Below are 17,901 nucleotides of genomic sequence, written 5' to 3'. Positions count from 1 at the left end.
GGACACCGCCTGGCGGAAGGCCGCCGCCGGGAAGAAGGCCGCCGCCGGGAAGAAGGTGCCCGCCTGGGCTGTCGACACCGTGCTGGTGGCACTGGCCGCCTTCGACGTCTGGTGGAACCTGGAGCAGGGCGTGGCGGACACCGCCGCCCTGGTCCTGGCCGTCGGTGCCCTCGCCTGCGGGGCGCTCTTCGTCCGCCGTCGCCTGCCCCTGACGGTGTTCGCGGTCACCATCCTGGCCAGCCTGGTACTGGACGTGCAGGCCGCCTCGGTCGTCGCGCTGTACACCGTGGCCGAGCGCTCCCGCAATCGCCGTATGCTCGCCGCGTGCGCCGTCGCCTCCGCGGCCGCGTCGTCCGTCCCCCGACCGCTGTCCAGCCTCGCCGAAACCCATGGCGAGACCCACAGCACGTGGACCCTGGTGTACTTCGGCTATCTGCTCGCCACCGCCGCCGCGCCCGTCCTCCTCGGGCAGCTCATCCAGGCGCGCCGGGACCTGTCCCTGCGCCTGGCGGAGATCGAGGAGGCGCGTGAACACGAACGCCTGCTGCACGCCCAGGCGGTCGTGGCCCGTGAACGCGCCCAGCTCGCCCGGGAGATGCACGACGTCGTCGCCCACCAGGTCAGTCTGATCGCGGTACGGGCGGGAGCGCTCCAGGTGGCGGGCCCGGACCCCGACACCCAGGAGGCGGCGCGCACCATCCGCTCGCTCAGCGTCGACACCCTCGACGAACTGCGTCACATGGTCACGCTGCTACGGGCCGCCACCGGAAGCACCACGGAACTCACCCCTCAGCCCACTCTGGCCGACCTGCGCAAACTGGTCGCCGACAGCGCGATCCGGGCGACCCTGACGGGCGGACTCCCCGCGGACATCGCCACGACCGCGCAGCGCACCGTCTACCGCACCGTGCAGGAAGCCCTCACCAACGTCCGCAAGCACGCTCCCGGCGCCACCGCGGCCGTCCACCTGTTCCAGCACGACACCGGGTTCGGCGTCGTGATCACCAACACCCGGCCGAGCCGTCCCCCACTGCCCCTGCCGAGCTCCCACCAGGGCCTGATCGGCCTGGCCGAACGCGCCGAACTCCTGCACGGCTCCTTCACCGCGGGCCCGCTGCCCGACGGCGGATACCGCGTCATGCTCGACATCCCGACCGACGCCGAGGCGCCGTGACACCGAGCGATCACCCGAACACCACCCGAACGGACAACTGCGGCAGGTCGGATCGAGGCTGTGTGCGCTTCGGGGCGGCGCCACGAGCCGAACTGAGCGGGGTGTCACCTGTGGGAGGCATATGTGAAAGGCGCCGTGTGGCTGTTTCGTTGTTCTGCCGGGGAGTAGCTTGGCGGACAGGTCAGCCCCTCGCCGGGTGGTATTCCACCCAGCCCCCGTAGCGTGCTTCCGGCCTCGGTCGCCGACCCTTCCACGACTGGAGGCCGCCATGCCCAGCACGCCTTTGCCCTCGCCGGAACCGCCTTCGGCGAACGGACCGTCCGGCCTGACGCGCGAGGCCCGGATCACCGCCGCGCTGATCGACCTGGCCGACACCCTGGTCGATGACTTCGACCCCGCCGAGTTCTTCTACCGCGTCGCCGAACACTGCATGGACCTGCTCGACATCGGTGACGCCGGCGTCATGCTGGCCCTGCCCGACCAGCCTCTGCACCTGGTCGCCTCCTCCTCCGAGCAAGTCCGCCTCGTCGAACTCTTCGAACTCGACGCCAGCGAAGGCCCCTGCTACACAGCCTTCCACGAGGCCGTCCCCGTCGACCACGCCATCGACGACAGAACCTCACCACGCTGGCCACGCTTCACCCCCCGCGCCCACCACGCCGGCTACTCCTCCGTGCACGCCACGCCTATCCGGCTGCGCAAAGCGACCATCGGCGTACTCAACCTCTTCCGCCGCACCCCCGGCCCGCTGCCGGAAGCCGACCGGCACCTGGCCCGGGCCCTGGCGGATGCCACCGCCATCTCCCTGCTCCAGCAGACCACCCTCGACCAGCACCGCACCGTACGCGCCCAACTCGAAACGGCCCTGGTCACCCGCACCATCATCGAACAGGCCAAAGGTTTCCTCACCGCCCGCCACCAGACCGACCCCGACACCGCCTTCCGCCGACTGCGCGCCCACGCCCGGCACCACCAGATGCGCTTGGCCGACCTCGCACACGACATCGTCGACGGCACCACCACCCTCCCCCCGCCCACCGACAAGACCTCCAGCCAGCCCTGAAAGCGGGCTTCGACGTCTGCGTCGGCGGCATCGAGGGGAGCTTCTCGGCGAGGCGGCCGGCGTTGTCCAGCACGTCCCTGACCTTGACCCCACCCCAGGCCTTCGGAGCCGCCCGGTGAGCGGCACCAGTCACCGGAGCCTTGGCAGTACGTCCGCAGGTGGCGGTCACCCCAGGGTCCCGCTTCCAGTGCCGTGGAAAGTCGCGGGGGGGCCACCGTCCCGTTGTGTTCGGGGACGGCGGCCCCGTGGCGCAAGTCTCCAGCCTCTCCCCTCGGCGGGAGACTCGCACCGGGACGTCCTTGCGGCCGGGCGGAGCGCGCGGGAGTCGCCCGCCCTGGGCGAGCCGAAAGGACGAGGGACCAGGCTCGCTGAGCGCGAGCGATCACGGAGGGGGGCCTGGCATTCCCTTGCCGCGCTGTGGTCTCCGGACCCGGGGGCTGGGGGGCCAGGCGGGCCGGCCCGCTCCTCCGCGGCTTGCCGACGCCCTGTCCGAGAGCCTAGAGGTCGCGACGTACAAGGCCAACACCACGATTCAGCCCCGTAAGCCGGATCGGCACCGGTTCGCCCTCTGGGCTTCAGCTCGCTGTCCGCGGTGGCGGTGGCGGGAGACTGTCCAGGATGTCGAAGTGCAGATGCAGGCTCGGATGGCGCAGCAGGCGCAGGATGATCGGGCGTGTACAGATCAGGCGCAGCCGCCCCTGTCCGCTGGTGCGTGCACGGTTCAGAAGACGCACTCCGGCACCGTCTATGAATACGACTTGGCGCAGGTCGATCAGCAGTTCGGCGGCGTGGGTGTGCGTCAGGGTGTCGAGGTAGGCGGTGACGGCGGGGGCGGTGGCGACGTCGATCTCGCCACGCAGGCTGACCACCAGGGCGGTGCCGTGTGCGTGGACGGATGCGATACAGGACGCCGTCGGCGTCGGAATGGGCATGACCCTCGCTTGGCGGAGCGCGATGTGTCCTGAAAGGACCGGATCGCCAACGAGGTCTTGGTCGGCACCTCACCCTAAAAGCCGCAGCGCACACATGGAGACAGGTCGGGACGAACTCCTGTGAGACGTGCCATCCCTGTGGTAGGGGGCGCCGGAGAGGGTGATGTCTGGCCAAGGGCGTCACACGTCTGAGGTTGTGCGTCCTGGCGGGGAGCCGGTAAGTCCTGGACGGGGCGCCGGTGAGGGGTCGGTTCGGGGTGCGCTGCCCGGCTCCCGTGTCCGGGTGAGCAGGCGAGGGCCGCCCCACCTGCTGCCGTGGGGGAACGGTCGGGGTATCGGCGGCCCTCACCACTAGGTTGCCCCGCGCCCCCCTTCGCTCACCCCGGTGCCACCTCTTCGGGTGACAGCACCCCGGGGCTCAGCGGCCTCGGTTGCTTGCGTCAGCAGTCCGTGGAGCCGGAAGGAGGCGGCTCGGGGCTCTCGGGGAGTACGAGGTGGTCGTGGACGATGGCGTGGGCGAGCGTGGTCAGGTCGGTGTCCTGGGTGTGGGCGTGGGCCCGGAGCAGGGCCAGCGCCTGGCCGGTGGTGATCGTGTGGCGGTAGCTGATCACGCCGATGGCCTGGTGGACGACGGCATGGGTGGGCAGGAGCCAGGCGTGGGCGAGGTCGCCGTCGGCTGATCCCGGGGCGGTCAGGAGCAGGAGCTCGGCGGCGTCGGCGTGGTCCTGGGCGGCGCGCAGGTCGGCGTCGGTCATGGGGCCGCGGCGGTCGCGGTAGAGGGTGAGGACGAGACCGGCCTGGCGTGCCGGATCGGTGCCGTGGAGGATGGGCAGGGCGAAAGCCGCGTGGATGTGGTGTGCTGTGGCCCTTTTGGCGTAGACGGGCCACTGGTGGGTGGTGTCGGGGTCGTCGAGGTTCTCGGCGAGGACCGGTGCGCGTTGGCGCAGGGCCTGTACGCAGGGGCCTTCTCCGAGGTTGATCTGCAGTGCTTCGCCGCGGTCGGCAAGGGGGCCGACGGCGCACAGCGACACCCTTCGCGCCAGGGCGGCGTCCGCCGCCAAGGTCATTCCCACCGAGTAGGAGCCGCGCAGCGCAGCGTGACACGCCTTGCCGATGCTGTGGGCCGGACGGGTCTGGTCCGCGTAGCGGGCAGCGAGAGCCACGGCCTCCGGCCGGGGGCCGTTCACCTGCGGTCCGGTACAGCGTGCGGGCGTGCGGCCGTGTAGTGGGTGCCCATGAGGGGCGTCCGATCTCCGGCATTCACCGCCGATGCTGCCCCGATCGGAAGCCAATGTCAGGAGTTGGTTGGCGAAGTCCCACCTCACCTGTTGAGGGCAGCTAACTCCAGCTTACGCCTCGTACGAGCGCCGCAACGGGTTTGGCGGACAACGGACGGCGCTTCCCCAGGTGGGGACGGAAGTTCCCTAGACTGTGGAGGTAGGGGTCTCCGTCCCTGTGTCACAGGAGGCTTCTCGCGAGAGAACGCGGGGTTCCTCGCAGGGGGGCCGTGCAGGCAGGAGGTGAGCGGTGGGAGCCAACAGCGACTTGGCTGCTGTGCTGGAAAGCCTGCACCCCGCGGCCGGTGACACGAGCCTGATCGGCGCCGATCCGCGGCTGTGCGCACAGGCGCTGCGGGTGGACGGCATCGCCGTCTCCGTCACCACCGACAGTGGCCTTGGCGAACTGCTGTGGTCCACCGAGGGGACCAGCACGCGGCTTGAGGACCTGCAGTACGAGTTGGGCCAGGGGCCGGGCCATGAAACGGCCCTTTATTGTGCGCCGGTACTGGTACCGGACCTGGCACGGGTGCCAACTGGGCGGTGGCCCGCGCTGCTGCCGGAGGCGGCGGCGCTGGGGGTCGGTGCGGTCTTCTGCTTTCCGCTGTCCGTCGGCTCCGCGTGCCTGGGCACGCTGACCCTGCAGCAGACCGCCCCCGGCCCGCTGCCGGACGCCACGGTGACCGATGCCTGGCTCCTGGCCAACGCCCTGGCCGCCCTCATCGTGGAGGGCAGCCCGCAGCAGAGTGCTTTTGCCGTGGCGACAGAGGGCTCGGACTTCTACCGGGCCGCCGTCCACCAGGCCAGCGGCATGATCAGCGTACAAGCCGATATCTCGCTGGCCCAGGCCCTGCTGCGGCTGCGGACCCACGCCTTTCGGCACGGGCGGAGCCTCACGGAGGTCGCTCAGGACGTGGTGAGCAGGCGGTTGAGCTTCAGAGATGATGAAAAGGGGCCGGACATTCCTGCCGGCGAAGGGACTGAAGGGCCATGACACGTGAAGAGCACCTGCTGGCGGCCATGGTCGAGGCCGTCGACACCCTCGTCGACAACTTCGACCTCATCGACTTCCTGCACCAGTTGTGCGACCGCTGCAACAAGTTGCTGGACGTCTCGGCCGTGGGTGTCCTGCTCGCCGACCCGGGCGGCAAGCTGCAACTGATCGCTGCCTCCGACGAGCACACTCGGCTCCTCGAACTTTTCGCTCTGCAGATCGACCAGGGCCCGTGTGTGGAGTGCCGCCGCAGCGGTACCGCCCGGCTCAACATCTCCCTGGACTCCCCCGTGGCGACCGCCGGGTTCCCGCGCTTCGCCCAGCGTGCCCGTCAGGCCGGCTTCGCCACCACCCACGCCCTGCCGATGCGGCTGCGTCAGCAGGTCGTAGGCGCACTGAACCTCTTCGACACTCGCGCACAGCACCTCAGCGAGAGCGACGCCCGAGTGGCGCAGGCCCTCGCGGATGTGGCGACCATCGCCATCCTGCAGCACCGCACCATCGTGCACGGCAACATCGAACGTGCCCAACTGCAGTCCGCCCTGTCCAGCCGCATCGTCATCGAACAGGCCAAGGGCATCCTCGCCGAACGCTGGCACACCCATCCCGACGAGGCCTTCGACGCTCTGCGCCGCCACGCCCGTGCTCAACAGCGGGCCCTCACCGCAGTGTGCCGGGAGCTCATCGACGGCACGCTCGACACCTCCGCCCTGCAGCGCTCCTGACCACGCATCACTCCGCCCCGGCCCCCGGCGGAAGGACGTGTCCCTCCCGCCACCTGGTAGGCGCCGACCCGGCTGTAGGGACACCCCATGGACCATGACCACCACGCCGCGGCCTGGCAGCGCCTCAGCGCCGCAACCACCACCGCCAGCCCCACCCTCGCCACCGTCTGCCAGGTCTGCGCCGACGACCTGCACGCCGACTTCGCCGGAGCCACCCTGGTCACCGCCGGAGAACTGCGTCTGCTGGGCGCAGCCACCAGCGAGCAGGCCAGAGCAGCGGAAGACGCCCAGTTGGTCACCGGGGAAGGCCCGTGCACCGACGCCTTCACCCACCGCGAAACCGTCGAAGCAGCCGACCTGCGCCTGGCGAGCGATCGATGGCCCATCTACGCGCCCATCGTCGCCGAGCAGGGAGCCCGCAGTGTCCTGGCCCTGCCCCTGATCATCGCCGACCTGGCCATCGGAGCCATGGATCTCTACCGCTGCGAGCCCGTCCCGTTCACCACGATGCAAAGGGAACGGGCCGGCGCCTACGCCGGCATCCTCGCCCTCCTCGCCCTGCAAGAGCACCCCCACCTGCCCACCGCGCCGTCCCGGCCTGCCGCACGCGGACCGCAGGGCTACCCGCCCACCGTCCACATGGCCGCCGGCGTCCTCGCCGCCAAATACGGACTCACTCCGGACAACGCCCTGGCCCGCCTGCGCGCCCACTCCTTCCGCCACAGCCAGCCCCTGCTCCACACCGCCGAACACGTCCTCGACACCCACCAGCTCGACTGAAACCCTCCCCGGCGCTCCCCTACGATCTGCTAGGAGGTCGGGCCTCCCACGAACGGGTACGCGAACACAAGCGCACCGGAACATGATCAGGCCCCCTTCACCTCCGGGCCGAAAGGGCCTTTCGTATGCCGGTCCCGGGGTCAGGTCCGCAGCAGACGCTCATGCTCGGTCAGGACGCTGCGCACCTCCGGCACAGACCCGAACGACTTCAGTCGCTCCAGCACGACCCGTGTCCGCGTCGCTGTCCGATCGGATGAGAGATCCCCTGCCAGGGCGATGACCCGCTGCGCCTCGGCCGCGGCCTGCTCGGGTTCGTTCGCGTCCGCCAGGGCGACCGCCAGCCACGACCGGTACAGCGCCAACTCGCGGGCGTGCGTGATGTCGTAACCACCCAACACATCCGTCAGCAGCGGTACCGCGCGCAGCGGGCGGCGCAGTTCCGTGAAGACCCGCGCATCCATGATCTTCAGCTCTGCACGCGACACCCAGTACGCCCAAGGCGGGGCCTGTTCGTCCGTTTCCTGGTCGAGGGCAGCGTGGGCTTCGCCGAGGGCCCGCATCGCGGCTTGCGCGCTGTCCGGTGTTCCGGCCCGGGTGTGGGCCCACGCCGCCCGGTCGGAGAACAGGGCGCGGGCGACCGCCGGCGCCGCGGGCCCGGACTCCCGTAGCGCGGCTTCGGCGAGCTCGGCGCCTTCGCGTTCGCGCCCGTTGTTGGACCACTGGTAGGCGAGTGAGCCAGCGAGGTTCCCTGCCAGCGGCGCGTCCCCCGCCTGCCGTGCCGCGTCCAGGCCGATCCGGTAGGCGTGCTCGGCGTCGTCCAGGCGGCCGGCGTCCGAGGCGACCCATCCCGTGATCTGGCCCAGTTCGCCGATCTGGGCGAGGAGCCGGCGGCCGGTGTCCTCGGTGAACGTCGACTCCCGGTAAAGGGCCAGTGCGGACCGCAGTTCACGGAACGTAGGGTTGATCAAGTCGCCACCGGACAGGACGTCGTCGGCCAGGCGCAGGGCGTGCACCCGGTTGGCCAGGTCGAGGATCTCCGTCGCACCGATCCGCCGCCCCACGGCGCCGGTTGCTCGCAGTGGGTCACCCTCGGGCAGCAGCGCAGACAGTGATGCCGCCGGTCCTGGCAGCCTCGCCCACTCGTCGCCTCGTGCGTAGGCCGCAGCCTGTTCCATCTCCTGGAGTGGCACCGCGAGCAGATGCGCCAGCCACGGCAGCCACACCTCCGGGACGCGTCTGCCCCGTTCCCACCGGGAGATTTCGGTGCGCGTGACGGACTGGGTGCCCGATGCGTCGCACAGCAGTGCAGCCAGATGGCGCTGAGACTTCCCTCGGGCCCGTCGCAGACCAGCCAGGTACACGCCGAAGTGCCGCCGTCGCTCGCTCATGTCCACCTTGGGCCCCCTTCCCCGACAGTGTGGCCCCCTCCTGGCCCCCCGCGGGGCTCCTTCCCGCTCCTGTCACCCGCGATTGCATGGCATGGGAAAGACCCCGGCGGCCGTGCGACCGGCCCCGGGGCATGGCCGACTACGAAGGAGTCGACGTGGCCGACACTACGAGCCCCCGGCACGGCACGGAAAGCAGCGCGCGGGAGTGGGCGCCGGACCACGGTGCGATCGCCGAGTGGTTCGCCCACGCCCATCCCGTGCCGCCGCAGGCACTGGCGGAGTGGAGTAACCGCGGCCTCGCCCTGCTGCCGCTCGGCGTCCGCTTCGACGCCATCCGCGTACCCGGCCAGGCCATCCATGCCGCCCTCGGCAGCGAGGACCCGCAGGTGGTGGAGCAGGCACTGGGCGACTGGCTGCACGGTGGCCCCGTCATCCGCGACACCCGCACAGCCAGCGGCCGCTACTACGTCCTCATCGCCCCGGACGCCCCCTGGGAGGGGCCCGCCGACCGGCTCGAACCGGGCACGTACCTGAGCGTCCCGCGCATCGGCCACCAGGCTTCGCCCGTCACCTTCTGGGCCGTGCCCCCGCAGCGCTACGGCGTACTGTGCGACCCAGCCCACCTCGCCGCGCTCCTGGCGACGGCCGAACCACTGGCGGTCGAGTCATGAGTGCCACGACGGCGGAACTCGACGCTGCGGCAACGCGGGTCTACGCGACGTACATGGGACACCTGAACGCCTGCGCCCCCTGCCGACAGGAGGACTACTGCCCGAAGGGGACCCGCCTGCGCCGGGCGTGGAATGCCGCACGCGGCGCCGCCGTCAGGGCCCACCTGAACCGCACAGGAGGCAACCGATGCGGGACATGACCGGCCCCTTACGGATGTTCGTCGTACCCGGCGCGGCCCTCCTCGACGTACAGCAGAACTCCGGTAACGCCTGCGTGTGGTGCCCGCGCACGCTGCACCTCGAACGGTGCCACGCCCGCCCACAAGGCGATGACTGCTGAGCCCCCGAACGCCCGTGCGCTCCAGGCACCCCCCACGCTGGTGGAGTGGACGGACGAGGCCCCGGCCGGTGCGTGTCTCCCGGCCGGGGCCGACGCATGTCGTGATCGCTTGCGCTTCGGGTGAGCGTCGGCCGAGCCAATGATCATCCGGACGCCACCCGAATGGGCGGCTGCCGCAGGTTTGGGCGGTTGGCGCAGGTGGAATCGTTCCTGCGCCCTGACGCCTGGGTGGGGCGGGTGGGACTCGAACCCATTCGAGTGACCCGTCTCACCTGCGGAAACACTGGAGGAACGGACATACCTGCCCGTTACTATGCGGCTGCATCCTCCTGGATCCTGCTCGACCGGGAGCGGTCAGGCGTTCACCACACGGCCGCCCCTCCCCCAGGGAACCGGAAGCCACTAGGGGACACCCCCGAGACTGCGTCACTCCGCAGGAACACCCTCGCTCCACGATGAGGCTCAGCGGCTGACAACACACAAGTACGCCCCGTTGCTTCGGTCACGTTCCGTAGCGAACGAGCTTCCTACAGACCGTCTCTGCCCTGGCATAGGCCCACATTCGGGCTACCTCAACCGCCCTCTCCCGCATGCGTGACGGCGCAGAGGCGACAGATTCGCCGACGGATGACTCCCGCTGGTGCAGCGCAGACACCACGAGTTTGCTTGAGGTACTGAGCGAGCTCCGCAGGCATGACGCAGACTCGGCACGCGAGCCTCTCGGCGGACGACTGGGGGCGTGAACGGTCAGCACCTGCGAATCCGCCTCAAGCCCCGCAGGAGCAGGGAACACGCAAATACCAGAGATCCCCAGGGACCACCCCCGCAGACGCGGGGATCGCACACGCACGCCAATCCATCGGCGAGCGGCGCTAGCGAACCTTCGGACAACTACGGCCTGGAACAGCTCTTTTCAGAGTGAGAGGATGCTGGGCCCCCGCCCGCTTCGCAAGTCTCCAAGGTCGTTCTTAGGCTGCACTCTGGGTACCGCAGTATCAAGACGTTCTACTCATGGGCCATGAAATTTGAAGGCAGGTGCCCTAAATGTCGGTTCACATGCTAGTGAGCAAAGTTGACTCCCCCAGACCGTGAACGTGCAGGTTGCACCCTGTGGTCCCCGCGCATGCGGGGGTGGTCCCGTGCGCCTGGGCATCGGCGAGCCCCTCCACATGTGGTCCCCGCGCATGCGGGGGTGGTCCCGTGTCGTACGACCTCACGTTGCTCGACCGTGAGTGGTCCCCGCGCATGCGGGGGTGGTCCCCATGCTCCGCTGTTCCGGAACTGTCAAGCTGTGTGGTCCCCGCGCATGCGGGGGTGGTCCCCAGGAGAGCGGCGGAAACGCGCGCGCGATCAAGTGGTCCCCGCGCATGCGGGGGTGGTCCCTGGTTGCGCATCGTGTACGTGACCGGCGGGGGGTGGTCCCCGCGCATGCGGGGGTGGTCCCGGAAGATTCGCGCGATCCAGGACCACAATTCAGTGGTCCCCGCGCATGCGGGGGTGGTCCCGGGACTCGGCGCATGGGGACCGTGAACGACGTGTGGTCCCCGCGCATGCGGGGGTGGTCCCCGACGAGAAAAAGCGCTGCATCAAGGGCACTGGTGGTCCCCGCGCATGCGGGGGTGGTCCCGCGCGGCTGACGCTCGGCGCGTACTTGACCGTGTGGTCCCCGCGCATGCGGGGGTGGTCCCCGGTGCCCGGAGGGGACGAGCGGCGAGCAGCCGTGGTCCCCGCGCATGCGGGGGTGGTCCCGAGGAAGGTTGTAGCGACTGACCTGCTACTTTGTGGTCCCCGCGCATGCGGGGGTGGTCCCCGGCAGTCGGTGATGAACCCGTCTGCGGCGCCGTGGTCCCCGCGCATGCGGGGGTGGTCCCAGGACGCAGCCCTGGCACTGGCGCGGCTGGCTGGTGGTCCCCGCGCATGCGGGGGTGGTCCCGACACCGTCGCCAGCATCATCTCCGGCCTGGCGTGGTCCCCGCGCATGCGGGGGTGGTCCCACCGAGTCCAGCGAGATCAGTACTGCCGGGTGGTGGTCCCCGCGCATGCGGGGGTGGTCCCCTCAGGTAGTGGGTCCCCCCGAACCCCAAATCGTGGTCCCCGCGCATGCGGGGGTGGTCCCCGGGTCGCCGGGGTCGCAGAAGAGCCGATGGCGTGGTCCCCGCGCATGCGGGGGTGTCCCTTTCAGCATCACTGTCAGCACGCTGAACGAATGTGGTCCCCGGCGCATGCGGGGGTGGTCCCGGCTTGTTGGCCGCCGTGGGTCTTGTGGTCCTGTGGTCCCCGCGCATGCAGGGGTGGTCCCGGGATCTACCTCGGCGTAGACACGAACGGGCACGTGGTCCCCGCGCATGCGGGGGTGGTCCCAGCAACACCTGGTGCTGCGGCATCCCGCCGGTGTGGCCCCCGCGCATGGAGGGTCGGCTTAAAGACTGTTCGGCAGTGCCAACTGGGGATCTATCTGTATTACAGCCGACTTCGTCAAAAGGCTACCCTTCACCGCTCGCCCCGTGTGTACGCTCGCCGCAACCAGCCCTCGCAGCGAGCCCGTTCACGAAATCGGCCGGACCCGTTGCACCTCCCCGTCTCACCGAGGAGGCCGGGCCCGGCCTGTCCCTAACCACCTGACGATCGTAGGAACGCACTCATGATATTACGTTCAAGTCGCAGCTCAGAAGGCCCATCCGGCCCGTTCGTCGCTCTTTACGCTGTGCTCGCGGCGCTCCTAGCAGCCTGCCCGCCCGCACCTTCTCCGTACGCCTCGTGGGTATGGGGTGCCGTCGTGGTCGTGGTCATCGTCCTGGTGATCGCGCAGTCGACGTTGGGCAGCGCTCAGGCCTGACGGAGCTGCCGCGGTCGGCATCCGGTACGCAGGGTGCCGACCGTTCCCGACGTGGTCTTCGACGCGTCCCCAGCGCCTTACTACGCCAGCCGCCCCAAGCCACCTGTTTTTCCGTAAAACCGTCTCCGTGAGGGCTCGGACGTGTTTCATACACCTGTGGTTCAAGAACCCCCGGAAGGCGACGTGCCCTTCGCGCGGCTTTCCCCGGCTGCCCGCACCACCTGGGCGAAACACGATCCAAAGACCGATGGTCATCTGCCCCTGTGGCGGCACCTGGCCGACAGCGCCAGCGTGGCCGGGAAGCTCTGGGATGTGTGGCTCCCCGCCAACATCAGATCCCTGGTGGCCAAGGATCTTCCAGAGGGTGAGAGCGGTGCACGACGGCTCGTGATGTTCCTTGCGGGAGCCCATGACGTCGGCAAGGCAACCTGCGCCTTCGCCTGCCAAGTTGATTCGCTCGCCGATCGCATGCGTGCTGCCGGCCTGGAGATGCCGACCGCCGCGCAATATGGAACCGATCGCCGTACAGCGCCGCATGGGCTCGCCGGGCAGTTGCTGCTCCAGGAATGGCTCAGCGTGCGCTTTGGCATGACCACGAGGGTGTCCGGACAGTTTGCTGTCGTGGCGGGCGGGCATCACGGCACGCCACCCGAGCACCAGCAGATTCATGACCTCCAACTCCGCCCCTGGCTCCTGCGCCACCCCGGCGACGCCGAAAACCTGTGGCGCGACGTGCAGTACGAGTTGATGGATGGATGTGCTGAACTAGCCGGAATACCCCAGCATTTGTCGGGCTGGAAGGACGTGCGGCTAACGCAGCCCGCGCAAGTGCTCCTTACGGCGATCGTGATCCTGTCGGACTGGATAGCCAGCTCCGCTGAGCTGTTCCCGTACGATCCGGCTTCCTGGCATCCGATCGGCCCGGTCGGCGAAGCCCGCCGTCTTACGGCAGCCTGGGAGGGGCTGGACCTCCCGGGCCCCTGGGAGCCTGAGCTACCTGACCGCTCCGCAGAGACGCTGTTCGCCGAGCGCTTCGCTCTCCCCGTTGAGGCCCGGATCAGGCCGGTACAGGTCGAGGCCGTTCGAGCAGCGCGTCAGATGCCCACCCCAGGGTTGCTGATGATCGAAGCCCCGATGGGGGAAGGCAAAACCGAAGCGGCATTCGCAGCGGCGGAGATCCTGGCCGCCAGGAGCGGGGCCGGTGGTTGTCTGGTGGCGTTGCCCACTCGGGCGACTGGTGATGCCATGTTCCCGCGGTTGTTGGACTGGCTCGATCACCTGCCCGACTCCGGTTCCTCGACAGTCGCCCTGGCCCATGCGAAAGCAGCGCTCAACGACGTCTGGTCGGGTCTCTTGCGCCGGGGACATCGCACCATCGCGGCGGTCGAGCCCGATCGGTCAGAGCATCTGAGCGGGGTGCGGTCCCCTCGTTCCGAACCTGCCGGGCTACAGGCTCATCAGTGGTTACGGGGACGGAAGAAGGCACTGCTCGCCTCGTTCGTGGTGGGGACCATCGATCAGGTGCTGTTCGCCGGGCTCAAGAGCCGACATCTGGCACTGCGGCATCTGGCGGTGGCAGGCAAGGTGGTCATCATCGACGAAGTACACGCCTATGACGCCTACATGGGCCGATATCTCGACCGGGTTCTGGAGTGGCTCGCCGCGTATCGCGTTCCGGTCATCATGCTGTCGGCGACCCTTCCTGCCGACCGCAGGCGAGCGTTGGCGGTCAGTTACGCGGGAGAAGCGGTCGTGGACGGTGCGATGAGGTCGGACTCCGCTGCCTATCCTCTGATCACTGCCGTCGCGCCAGGCGCCCCGGTCCTGTCCGTACAGCCTCCTGCCGCATCGGGACGCCATACGGATGTGACATTGGAACGCTTGGACGACGATCTTGACCAGCTCGCCGACCGGCTGATGCATGAGCTCCAGGACGGCGGCTGCGCTCTGATCGTGCGGAACACCGTGCAGCGCGTCCTGGATGCAGCCGATGTGTTACGTGAGCGGTTCGGTGCACAGCACGTGACGGTCACGCATTCCCGGTTCCTTGCCGCTGACCGAGCGGCTCGGGACGCCGAACTGCGGGATATCTTCGGGCCAGACGGAGAGCGGCCTACTGGCCCACACATCGTGGTGGCCAGCCAGGTGGTCGAGCAGTCGCTCGACGTGGATTTCGATCTGCTGGTCACCGATCTGGCACCGGTAGACCTGATGCTCCAGCGCATGGGGCGGCTGCACCGACACCCACGACAGCGCCCGACTCGGCTCGCCACGGCCCGCTGTCTTGTGGCGGGTGCCGCGTGGGAGCCGGATCTGCCACAGCCCGTGCGTGGCTCGGAGGTCGTCTACGGACGACATGCTCTGCTTCGGTGCCTGGCCGTGCTCGGGCCGCATCTCGACGGCGAACAGCTAGTGCTTCCCCACCACATCAGCCCGCTCGTACAGGCCGCTTACGGTGCGACCGAGTTCGGTCCGCCGCGTTGGGCGGGGGAACTGAGCGCGGCGCAGGCGGAACAGTTCCGCGTTCTCGCAGACAAGCGGCAGAAGGCGGAGGCGTTCCTGCTCGGTCCGGTCAGACGGGCCGGACGCCCGATCTACGGCTGGCTCGGGGCCAACGCCGGCGATGCCGACGACACCCGTGAGGGCAGAGCTCAAGTGCGCGACAGCCAGGAGAGCCTGGAGGTCATGGTGGTGCAGCGGTTGCGTAACGGCACGCTCGCCACGGTGCCCTGGCTGCCCCGCGGTCAGGGCGGTCTGAGGCTGCCGACGGACTTCCCTCCCGACTGGCGAGCCGCTGAGGCCGTCGCTGCGAGTGCGATCGCTCTGCCCCGGCTGTTCTCCCACCCCGGTGCGATCGATCGGACCATCGGTGAGCTGGAGCGTTTCATGGTCCCGGCCTGGCAGGTGAAGGAATGCCCTTTGCTGGCAGGCGAGTTGATGCTCGTTCTGGACGAGGATTGTCAGACCCGTCTGTCAGGCTTCGCTCTCAGGTACAGCGTCGTCGACGGACTGCGGGTGCAGACCGCCTTCGAGGCATCACGTGCCCCCACCGTGTCAGTGCATGAGGCCGAACCGACGGAGGAAGTCGACGATGAGCGGGCAGCGAACCGGGCGATCTCCACGCTCGTCACCGGTAAGGAGCTGAGCCCCTTGGCACCGAAGCTCCCTCCTCTCCAGGGCCCTCCCTCCTTCAACCTCGTGACATCCGCATGGTTGCCGGTCCAGCGCCTCGATGGAAGCATGGACGAGCTGTCACTCATGGAGGTCTTCGCCCAGGCCCGGGACGTGCGTCGCCTCGCAGGTGACCTTCCGACGCAGGATTTCGCCCTGCTGAGGTTGTTGCTGGCGATCTTGCACGATGCGATCGACGGTCCGGCAGAACTCGACGACTGGGCGCGGCTGTGGGAGTCACCGGATCCGTTCGGCGAAGTCCCCGGCTACCTCGACCGGCATCGGAACCGCTTCGACCTGTTCCACTCATATGCGCCCTTCTACCAAGTGGCCGGTCTGAGCACAGCGAAGGGCGAAATTTCCTCTCTCAACCGGCTCGTCGCCGACGTGCCGAATGGGGAACCCTTCTTCACCATGCGCAATCCCGGTGTGCGCCGGCTTTCCTACGCCGAGGCCGCGCGCTGGCTCGTTCACGCGCATGCCTACGACCCCTCGGGAATCAAGTCCGGGATGGCGGGAGACCCTCGGGCCAAGTCCGGCAAGGTGTACCCGCTCGGTGTCGGCTCCCTGGGCAATCTCGGCGGTATCTACGCCGAGAGTGTCACCCTGCACCAGACCCTGCTCCTGAATCTGATTGCCTTCGACGAGGGCATTGTTGAGCAGGAAGACGAGGATCTGCCCGCCTGGCGACACCCCTCGTCCACAGCGGGGGCCGCCGACGCAGACCGGCTCGCCCGGGGCCCGGTGGGGCTGCGTGACCTGTACACCTGGCAGTCACGGCGCCTGCGCCTGCACGTCGACGGCGAGCAGGTGAGCGGTGTCGTTCTCGGGTACGGAGACCCTCTGACCCCACATGCGCCATGGAAGCGGGAGCCCATGTGTAGCTGGAGGCGCAGCACCGCACAGGAGAAGAAGCAGGGGCGGCCGCTGGTCTACATGCCGCGCCAGCACGATCCGAGCCGGGCGGCCTGGCGCGGGCTGGGTTCGCTGCTGCCCGCGCGGCGCTCGGCCAGCGACGACACCGGTCGCGGCACTCCGGAGTCGCTTCCTGCCGGGATCGTCTCCTGGTATTCGATGCTCGCTTCGCAAGGTTTCATCGATCAAACGTCGTTGATCCGGGTGCGGCTCGTAGGCGCGGTGTATGGCACACAGCAGTCCGTGGTGGACGAGGTCGTGGATGACGCGGTGGTCCTGCCGGTGATCCTCCTGCACGAGGAGAAGCCCGACTTCGGCGCCACAGCAGTCGATGCGGTGCACGACGCGCAGGGCGCGGTGACGGCACTCGGCCAACTGGCCGGGAATCTGGCACGTGCCGTGGGATCGAACCCCGATCCCACGAGCGATGCCGCCCGCGACCTCGGTTTCGGAGCGCTGGACGGGCCATATCGGCAATGGCTTGCCGCCTTGCGTCCGAGCACCGACCCGCACGCGGCTCGGGAGCTCTGGCAGGCCACTGTCCGCATGCAGGTCACGCGGCTCGGGCTGGAGTTGCTCGACTCCGCGGGGTCCGCCGCTTCGGAGGGCCGGGTGGCCGACGTCCCCGGTTCGGGACGCCACTGGGTCAATGACGCACGCGCAGAGCAGTGGTTCCGACAGCGGCTGAACCAGGTATTGCCGCGACCGCAACAAGATCCGGACGAAGGTAACTGAATGACCAACGTCATGCCGTCATCGCCCAAGAGCACACCGCGGCGGTCTTCGGGAGGTGGGCTGCCTCGTCCGTCCCTGCAAGCACCAGGACGCGCCACCGACCGTTGTATAGGGCGCCTGCAGGCCCTGTACCGGCAGGACAATTCAAGCGCCGTAGCGGCCCTGGCCCGCCTCCGGCGCGGACTCGGCAAGGCCGTGCACGAAGCCCCCGAGAGCTGGGGCAACGACGGGCTTGAGGAGCTGTCCGCCATCCGAGCTGAGCACGACTCCGCCATGGTCGCTGAGCAGGAGGACGGAGCGTCAGCGAAGTACTTCTCTGCCGAGCAGCGCCGCTGGAGCGAGCGACGCGAACTCGCCGAGGAGAAGGCCGTCTTCCTCACGATCACGTTGTGGGCGCTCCATCAGCAGTCCATCCGCGACGCCAACATGCATGCGCAGGCCTGGGGCCTGGGCCGATCAGTCCGGCACCTGGCACAGGGGCGCCCGGGTACGGAGGACTCTCAACCTGCGTTGTCTGCCACAAAGTTGACCGAGGAGTTGAATGAGCCCCTCCGTAAACGCTTCGTACGAATCGGCACCTCGACGTCGTTCGAGATGCTGGGCACCAGGCTCCGCGAAGTGGTGCTGCTGCTCCGTGGCGCGCGGATTCCCCTGGACTATGCACGGCTGGCCGACCAATTGACTGCCTGGCAGGACACCCCCCGTCAAGCCGAGGTCCGCCGGACCTGGGGCCGTGACTTTTACCTGTCCTCACAACGAAGCTCCCGCAGCAAGTCAGGTCCTTTGGACAGCAGAGGCAACGGGGGCGGCCTCGACGACCTACTCGACGCCGGCGACTAGCGACCAGGACCCACCATCCGGCGTTCGTCACTGCATGTGTCGGCACTCACAGGGAGAACT

At 69.0% G+C, this 17,901-nt stretch carries 12 protein-coding genes and 1 CRISPR repeat array; of the genes, 9 read left to right on the top strand and 3 right to left on the bottom strand.

The genetic code is table 11. The features are described 5' to 3' along the window. Window positions 1–55 precede the first annotated feature (55 nt). A complete protein-coding gene (locus tag IG78_RS0123255; protein WP_030566290.1) occupies window positions 56–1,174 on the top strand; it encodes a sensor histidine kinase in 1,119 nt (372 codons plus the stop codon). 268 nt (window positions 1,175–1,442) lie between these two features. Then, complete coding sequence (locus tag IG78_RS0123250; protein WP_030566289.1) at window positions 1,443–2,237, top strand: GAF and ANTAR domain-containing protein; 795 nt, start codon at window positions 1,443–1,445, stop codon at window positions 2,235–2,237. 575 nt (window positions 2,238–2,812) lie between these two features. On the opposite strand, the gene IG78_RS0123245 is transcribed toward IG78_RS0123250, so the two are convergent. Both IG78_RS0123245 and IG78_RS0123240 read right to left on the bottom strand, forming a co-directional pair. Next, a complete protein-coding gene (locus tag IG78_RS0123245; RefSeq protein ID WP_030566287.1) occupies window positions 2,813–3,169 on the bottom strand; it encodes an STAS domain-containing protein in 357 nt (118 codons plus the stop codon). 440 nt (window positions 3,170–3,609) lie between these two features. Then, the gene (locus tag IG78_RS0123240; protein ID WP_211267711.1) at window positions 3,610–4,332 is read right to left on the bottom strand and encodes a GAF and ANTAR domain-containing protein; all 723 of its coding nucleotides are present in this window, start codon (window positions 4,330–4,332) and stop codon (window positions 3,610–3,612) included. 364 nt (window positions 4,333–4,696) lie between these two features. On the opposite strand from IG78_RS0123240, the gene IG78_RS0123235 reads away from it, so the two are divergent. From IG78_RS0123235 to IG78_RS44245, 3 genes are all read left to right on the top strand, one after another. Further along, window positions 4,697–5,440 (top strand): GAF and ANTAR domain-containing protein, encoded by a 744-nt coding sequence (locus tag IG78_RS0123235; RefSeq protein ID WP_030566283.1) that lies wholly within the window; start codon window positions 4,697–4,699, stop codon window positions 5,438–5,440. Continuing rightward, window positions 5,437–6,165: a GAF and ANTAR domain-containing protein gene (locus tag IG78_RS0123230; RefSeq protein WP_030566281.1), complete on the top strand. Its 729-nt coding sequence runs from the start codon at window positions 5,437–5,439 to the stop codon at window positions 6,163–6,165. The genes IG78_RS0123235 and IG78_RS0123230 overlap by 4 nt, the downstream gene beginning before the upstream one ends. Before the next feature lie 87 nt (window positions 6,166–6,252). Further along, a complete protein-coding gene (locus IG78_RS44245; protein ID WP_051852881.1) occupies window positions 6,253–6,945 on the top strand; it encodes a GAF and ANTAR domain-containing protein in 693 nt (230 codons plus the stop codon). 140 nt (window positions 6,946–7,085) lie between these two features. Here the strand turns inward: IG78_RS44245 and IG78_RS0123220 are convergent, their stop codons facing one another. Further along, window positions 7,086–8,333: a helix-turn-helix domain-containing protein gene (locus IG78_RS0123220; protein WP_030566277.1), complete on the bottom strand. Its 1,248-nt coding sequence runs from the start codon at window positions 8,331–8,333 to the stop codon at window positions 7,086–7,088. Between the two features lie 155 nt (window positions 8,334–8,488). Here IG78_RS0123220 and IG78_RS44240 point away from each other — a divergent pair, with 155 nt between their 5' ends. The 4 genes from IG78_RS44240 (at window position 8,489) to casB (ending at window position 17,841) form a co-directional block, all read left to right on the top strand. After that, entirely contained in the window at window positions 8,489–9,004 is a 516-nt protein-coding gene (locus IG78_RS44240; RefSeq protein ID WP_225882166.1) for a hypothetical protein, read from the top strand. A gap of 187 nt (window positions 9,005–9,191) precedes the next feature. Then, window positions 9,192–9,344 (top strand): hypothetical protein, encoded by a 153-nt coding sequence (locus tag IG78_RS49380; protein ID WP_157855859.1) that lies wholly within the window; start codon window positions 9,192–9,194, stop codon window positions 9,342–9,344. A 1,110-nt stretch (window positions 9,345–10,454) separates the two neighbouring features. After that, window positions 10,455–11,705: a CRISPR direct-repeat array (repeat unit 29 nt; unit sequence GTGGTCCCCGCGCATGCGGGGGTGGTCCC). A 631-nt stretch (window positions 11,706–12,336) separates the two neighbouring features. Then, window positions 12,337–17,001, top strand: a complete 4,665-nt coding sequence (gene casA / locus IG78_RS0123205) for a type I-E CRISPR-associated protein Cse1/CasA (protein WP_078965356.1) — start codon at window positions 12,337–12,339, stop codon at window positions 16,999–17,001. Beyond that, entirely contained in the window at window positions 17,002–17,841 is an 840-nt protein-coding gene (casB, locus tag IG78_RS0123200; RefSeq protein WP_078965354.1) for a type I-E CRISPR-associated protein Cse2/CasB, read from the top strand. Window positions 17,842–17,901: the final 60 nt, after the last annotated feature.

The sequence above is a fragment of the Streptomyces aureocirculatus genome, assembly GCF_000720475.1.
In the GTDB taxonomy this organism is placed as follows: domain Bacteria; phylum Actinomycetota; class Actinomycetes; order Streptomycetales; family Streptomycetaceae; genus Streptomyces; species Streptomyces aureocirculatus.
The sequence above is the reverse complement of the archived record's forward strand: the minus strand, read 5'-3'. Positions and strand labels throughout refer to the sequence as shown.

What these genes read in the sequence shown, in the direction of transcription:
- IG78_RS0123250 (WP_030566289.1), top strand. Translation starts at nt 1,443, where the DNA reads ATGCCCAGCACGCCTTTGCCCTCGCCGGAACCGCCTTCGGCGAACGGA.
- IG78_RS0123245 (WP_030566287.1), bottom strand. Translation starts at nt 3,169, where the DNA reads ATGCCCATTCCGACGCCGACGGCGTCCTGTATCGCATCCGTCCACGCA.
- IG78_RS0123230 (WP_030566281.1), top strand. Translation starts at nt 5,437, where the DNA reads ATGACACGTGAAGAGCACCTGCTGGCGGCCATGGTCGAGGCCGTCGAC.
- IG78_RS44245 (WP_051852881.1), top strand. Translation starts at nt 6,253, where the DNA reads ATGGACCATGACCACCACGCCGCGGCCTGGCAGCGCCTCAGCGCCGCA.
- IG78_RS0123220 (WP_030566277.1), bottom strand. Translation starts at nt 8,333, where the DNA reads ATGAGCGAGCGACGGCGGCACTTCGGCGTGTACCTGGCTGGTCTGCGA.
- IG78_RS49380 (WP_157855859.1), top strand. Translation starts at nt 9,192, where the DNA reads ATGCGGGACATGACCGGCCCCTTACGGATGTTCGTCGTACCCGGCGCG.
- casB (WP_078965354.1), top strand. Translation starts at nt 17,002, where the DNA reads ATGACCAACGTCATGCCGTCATCGCCCAAGAGCACACCGCGGCGGTCT.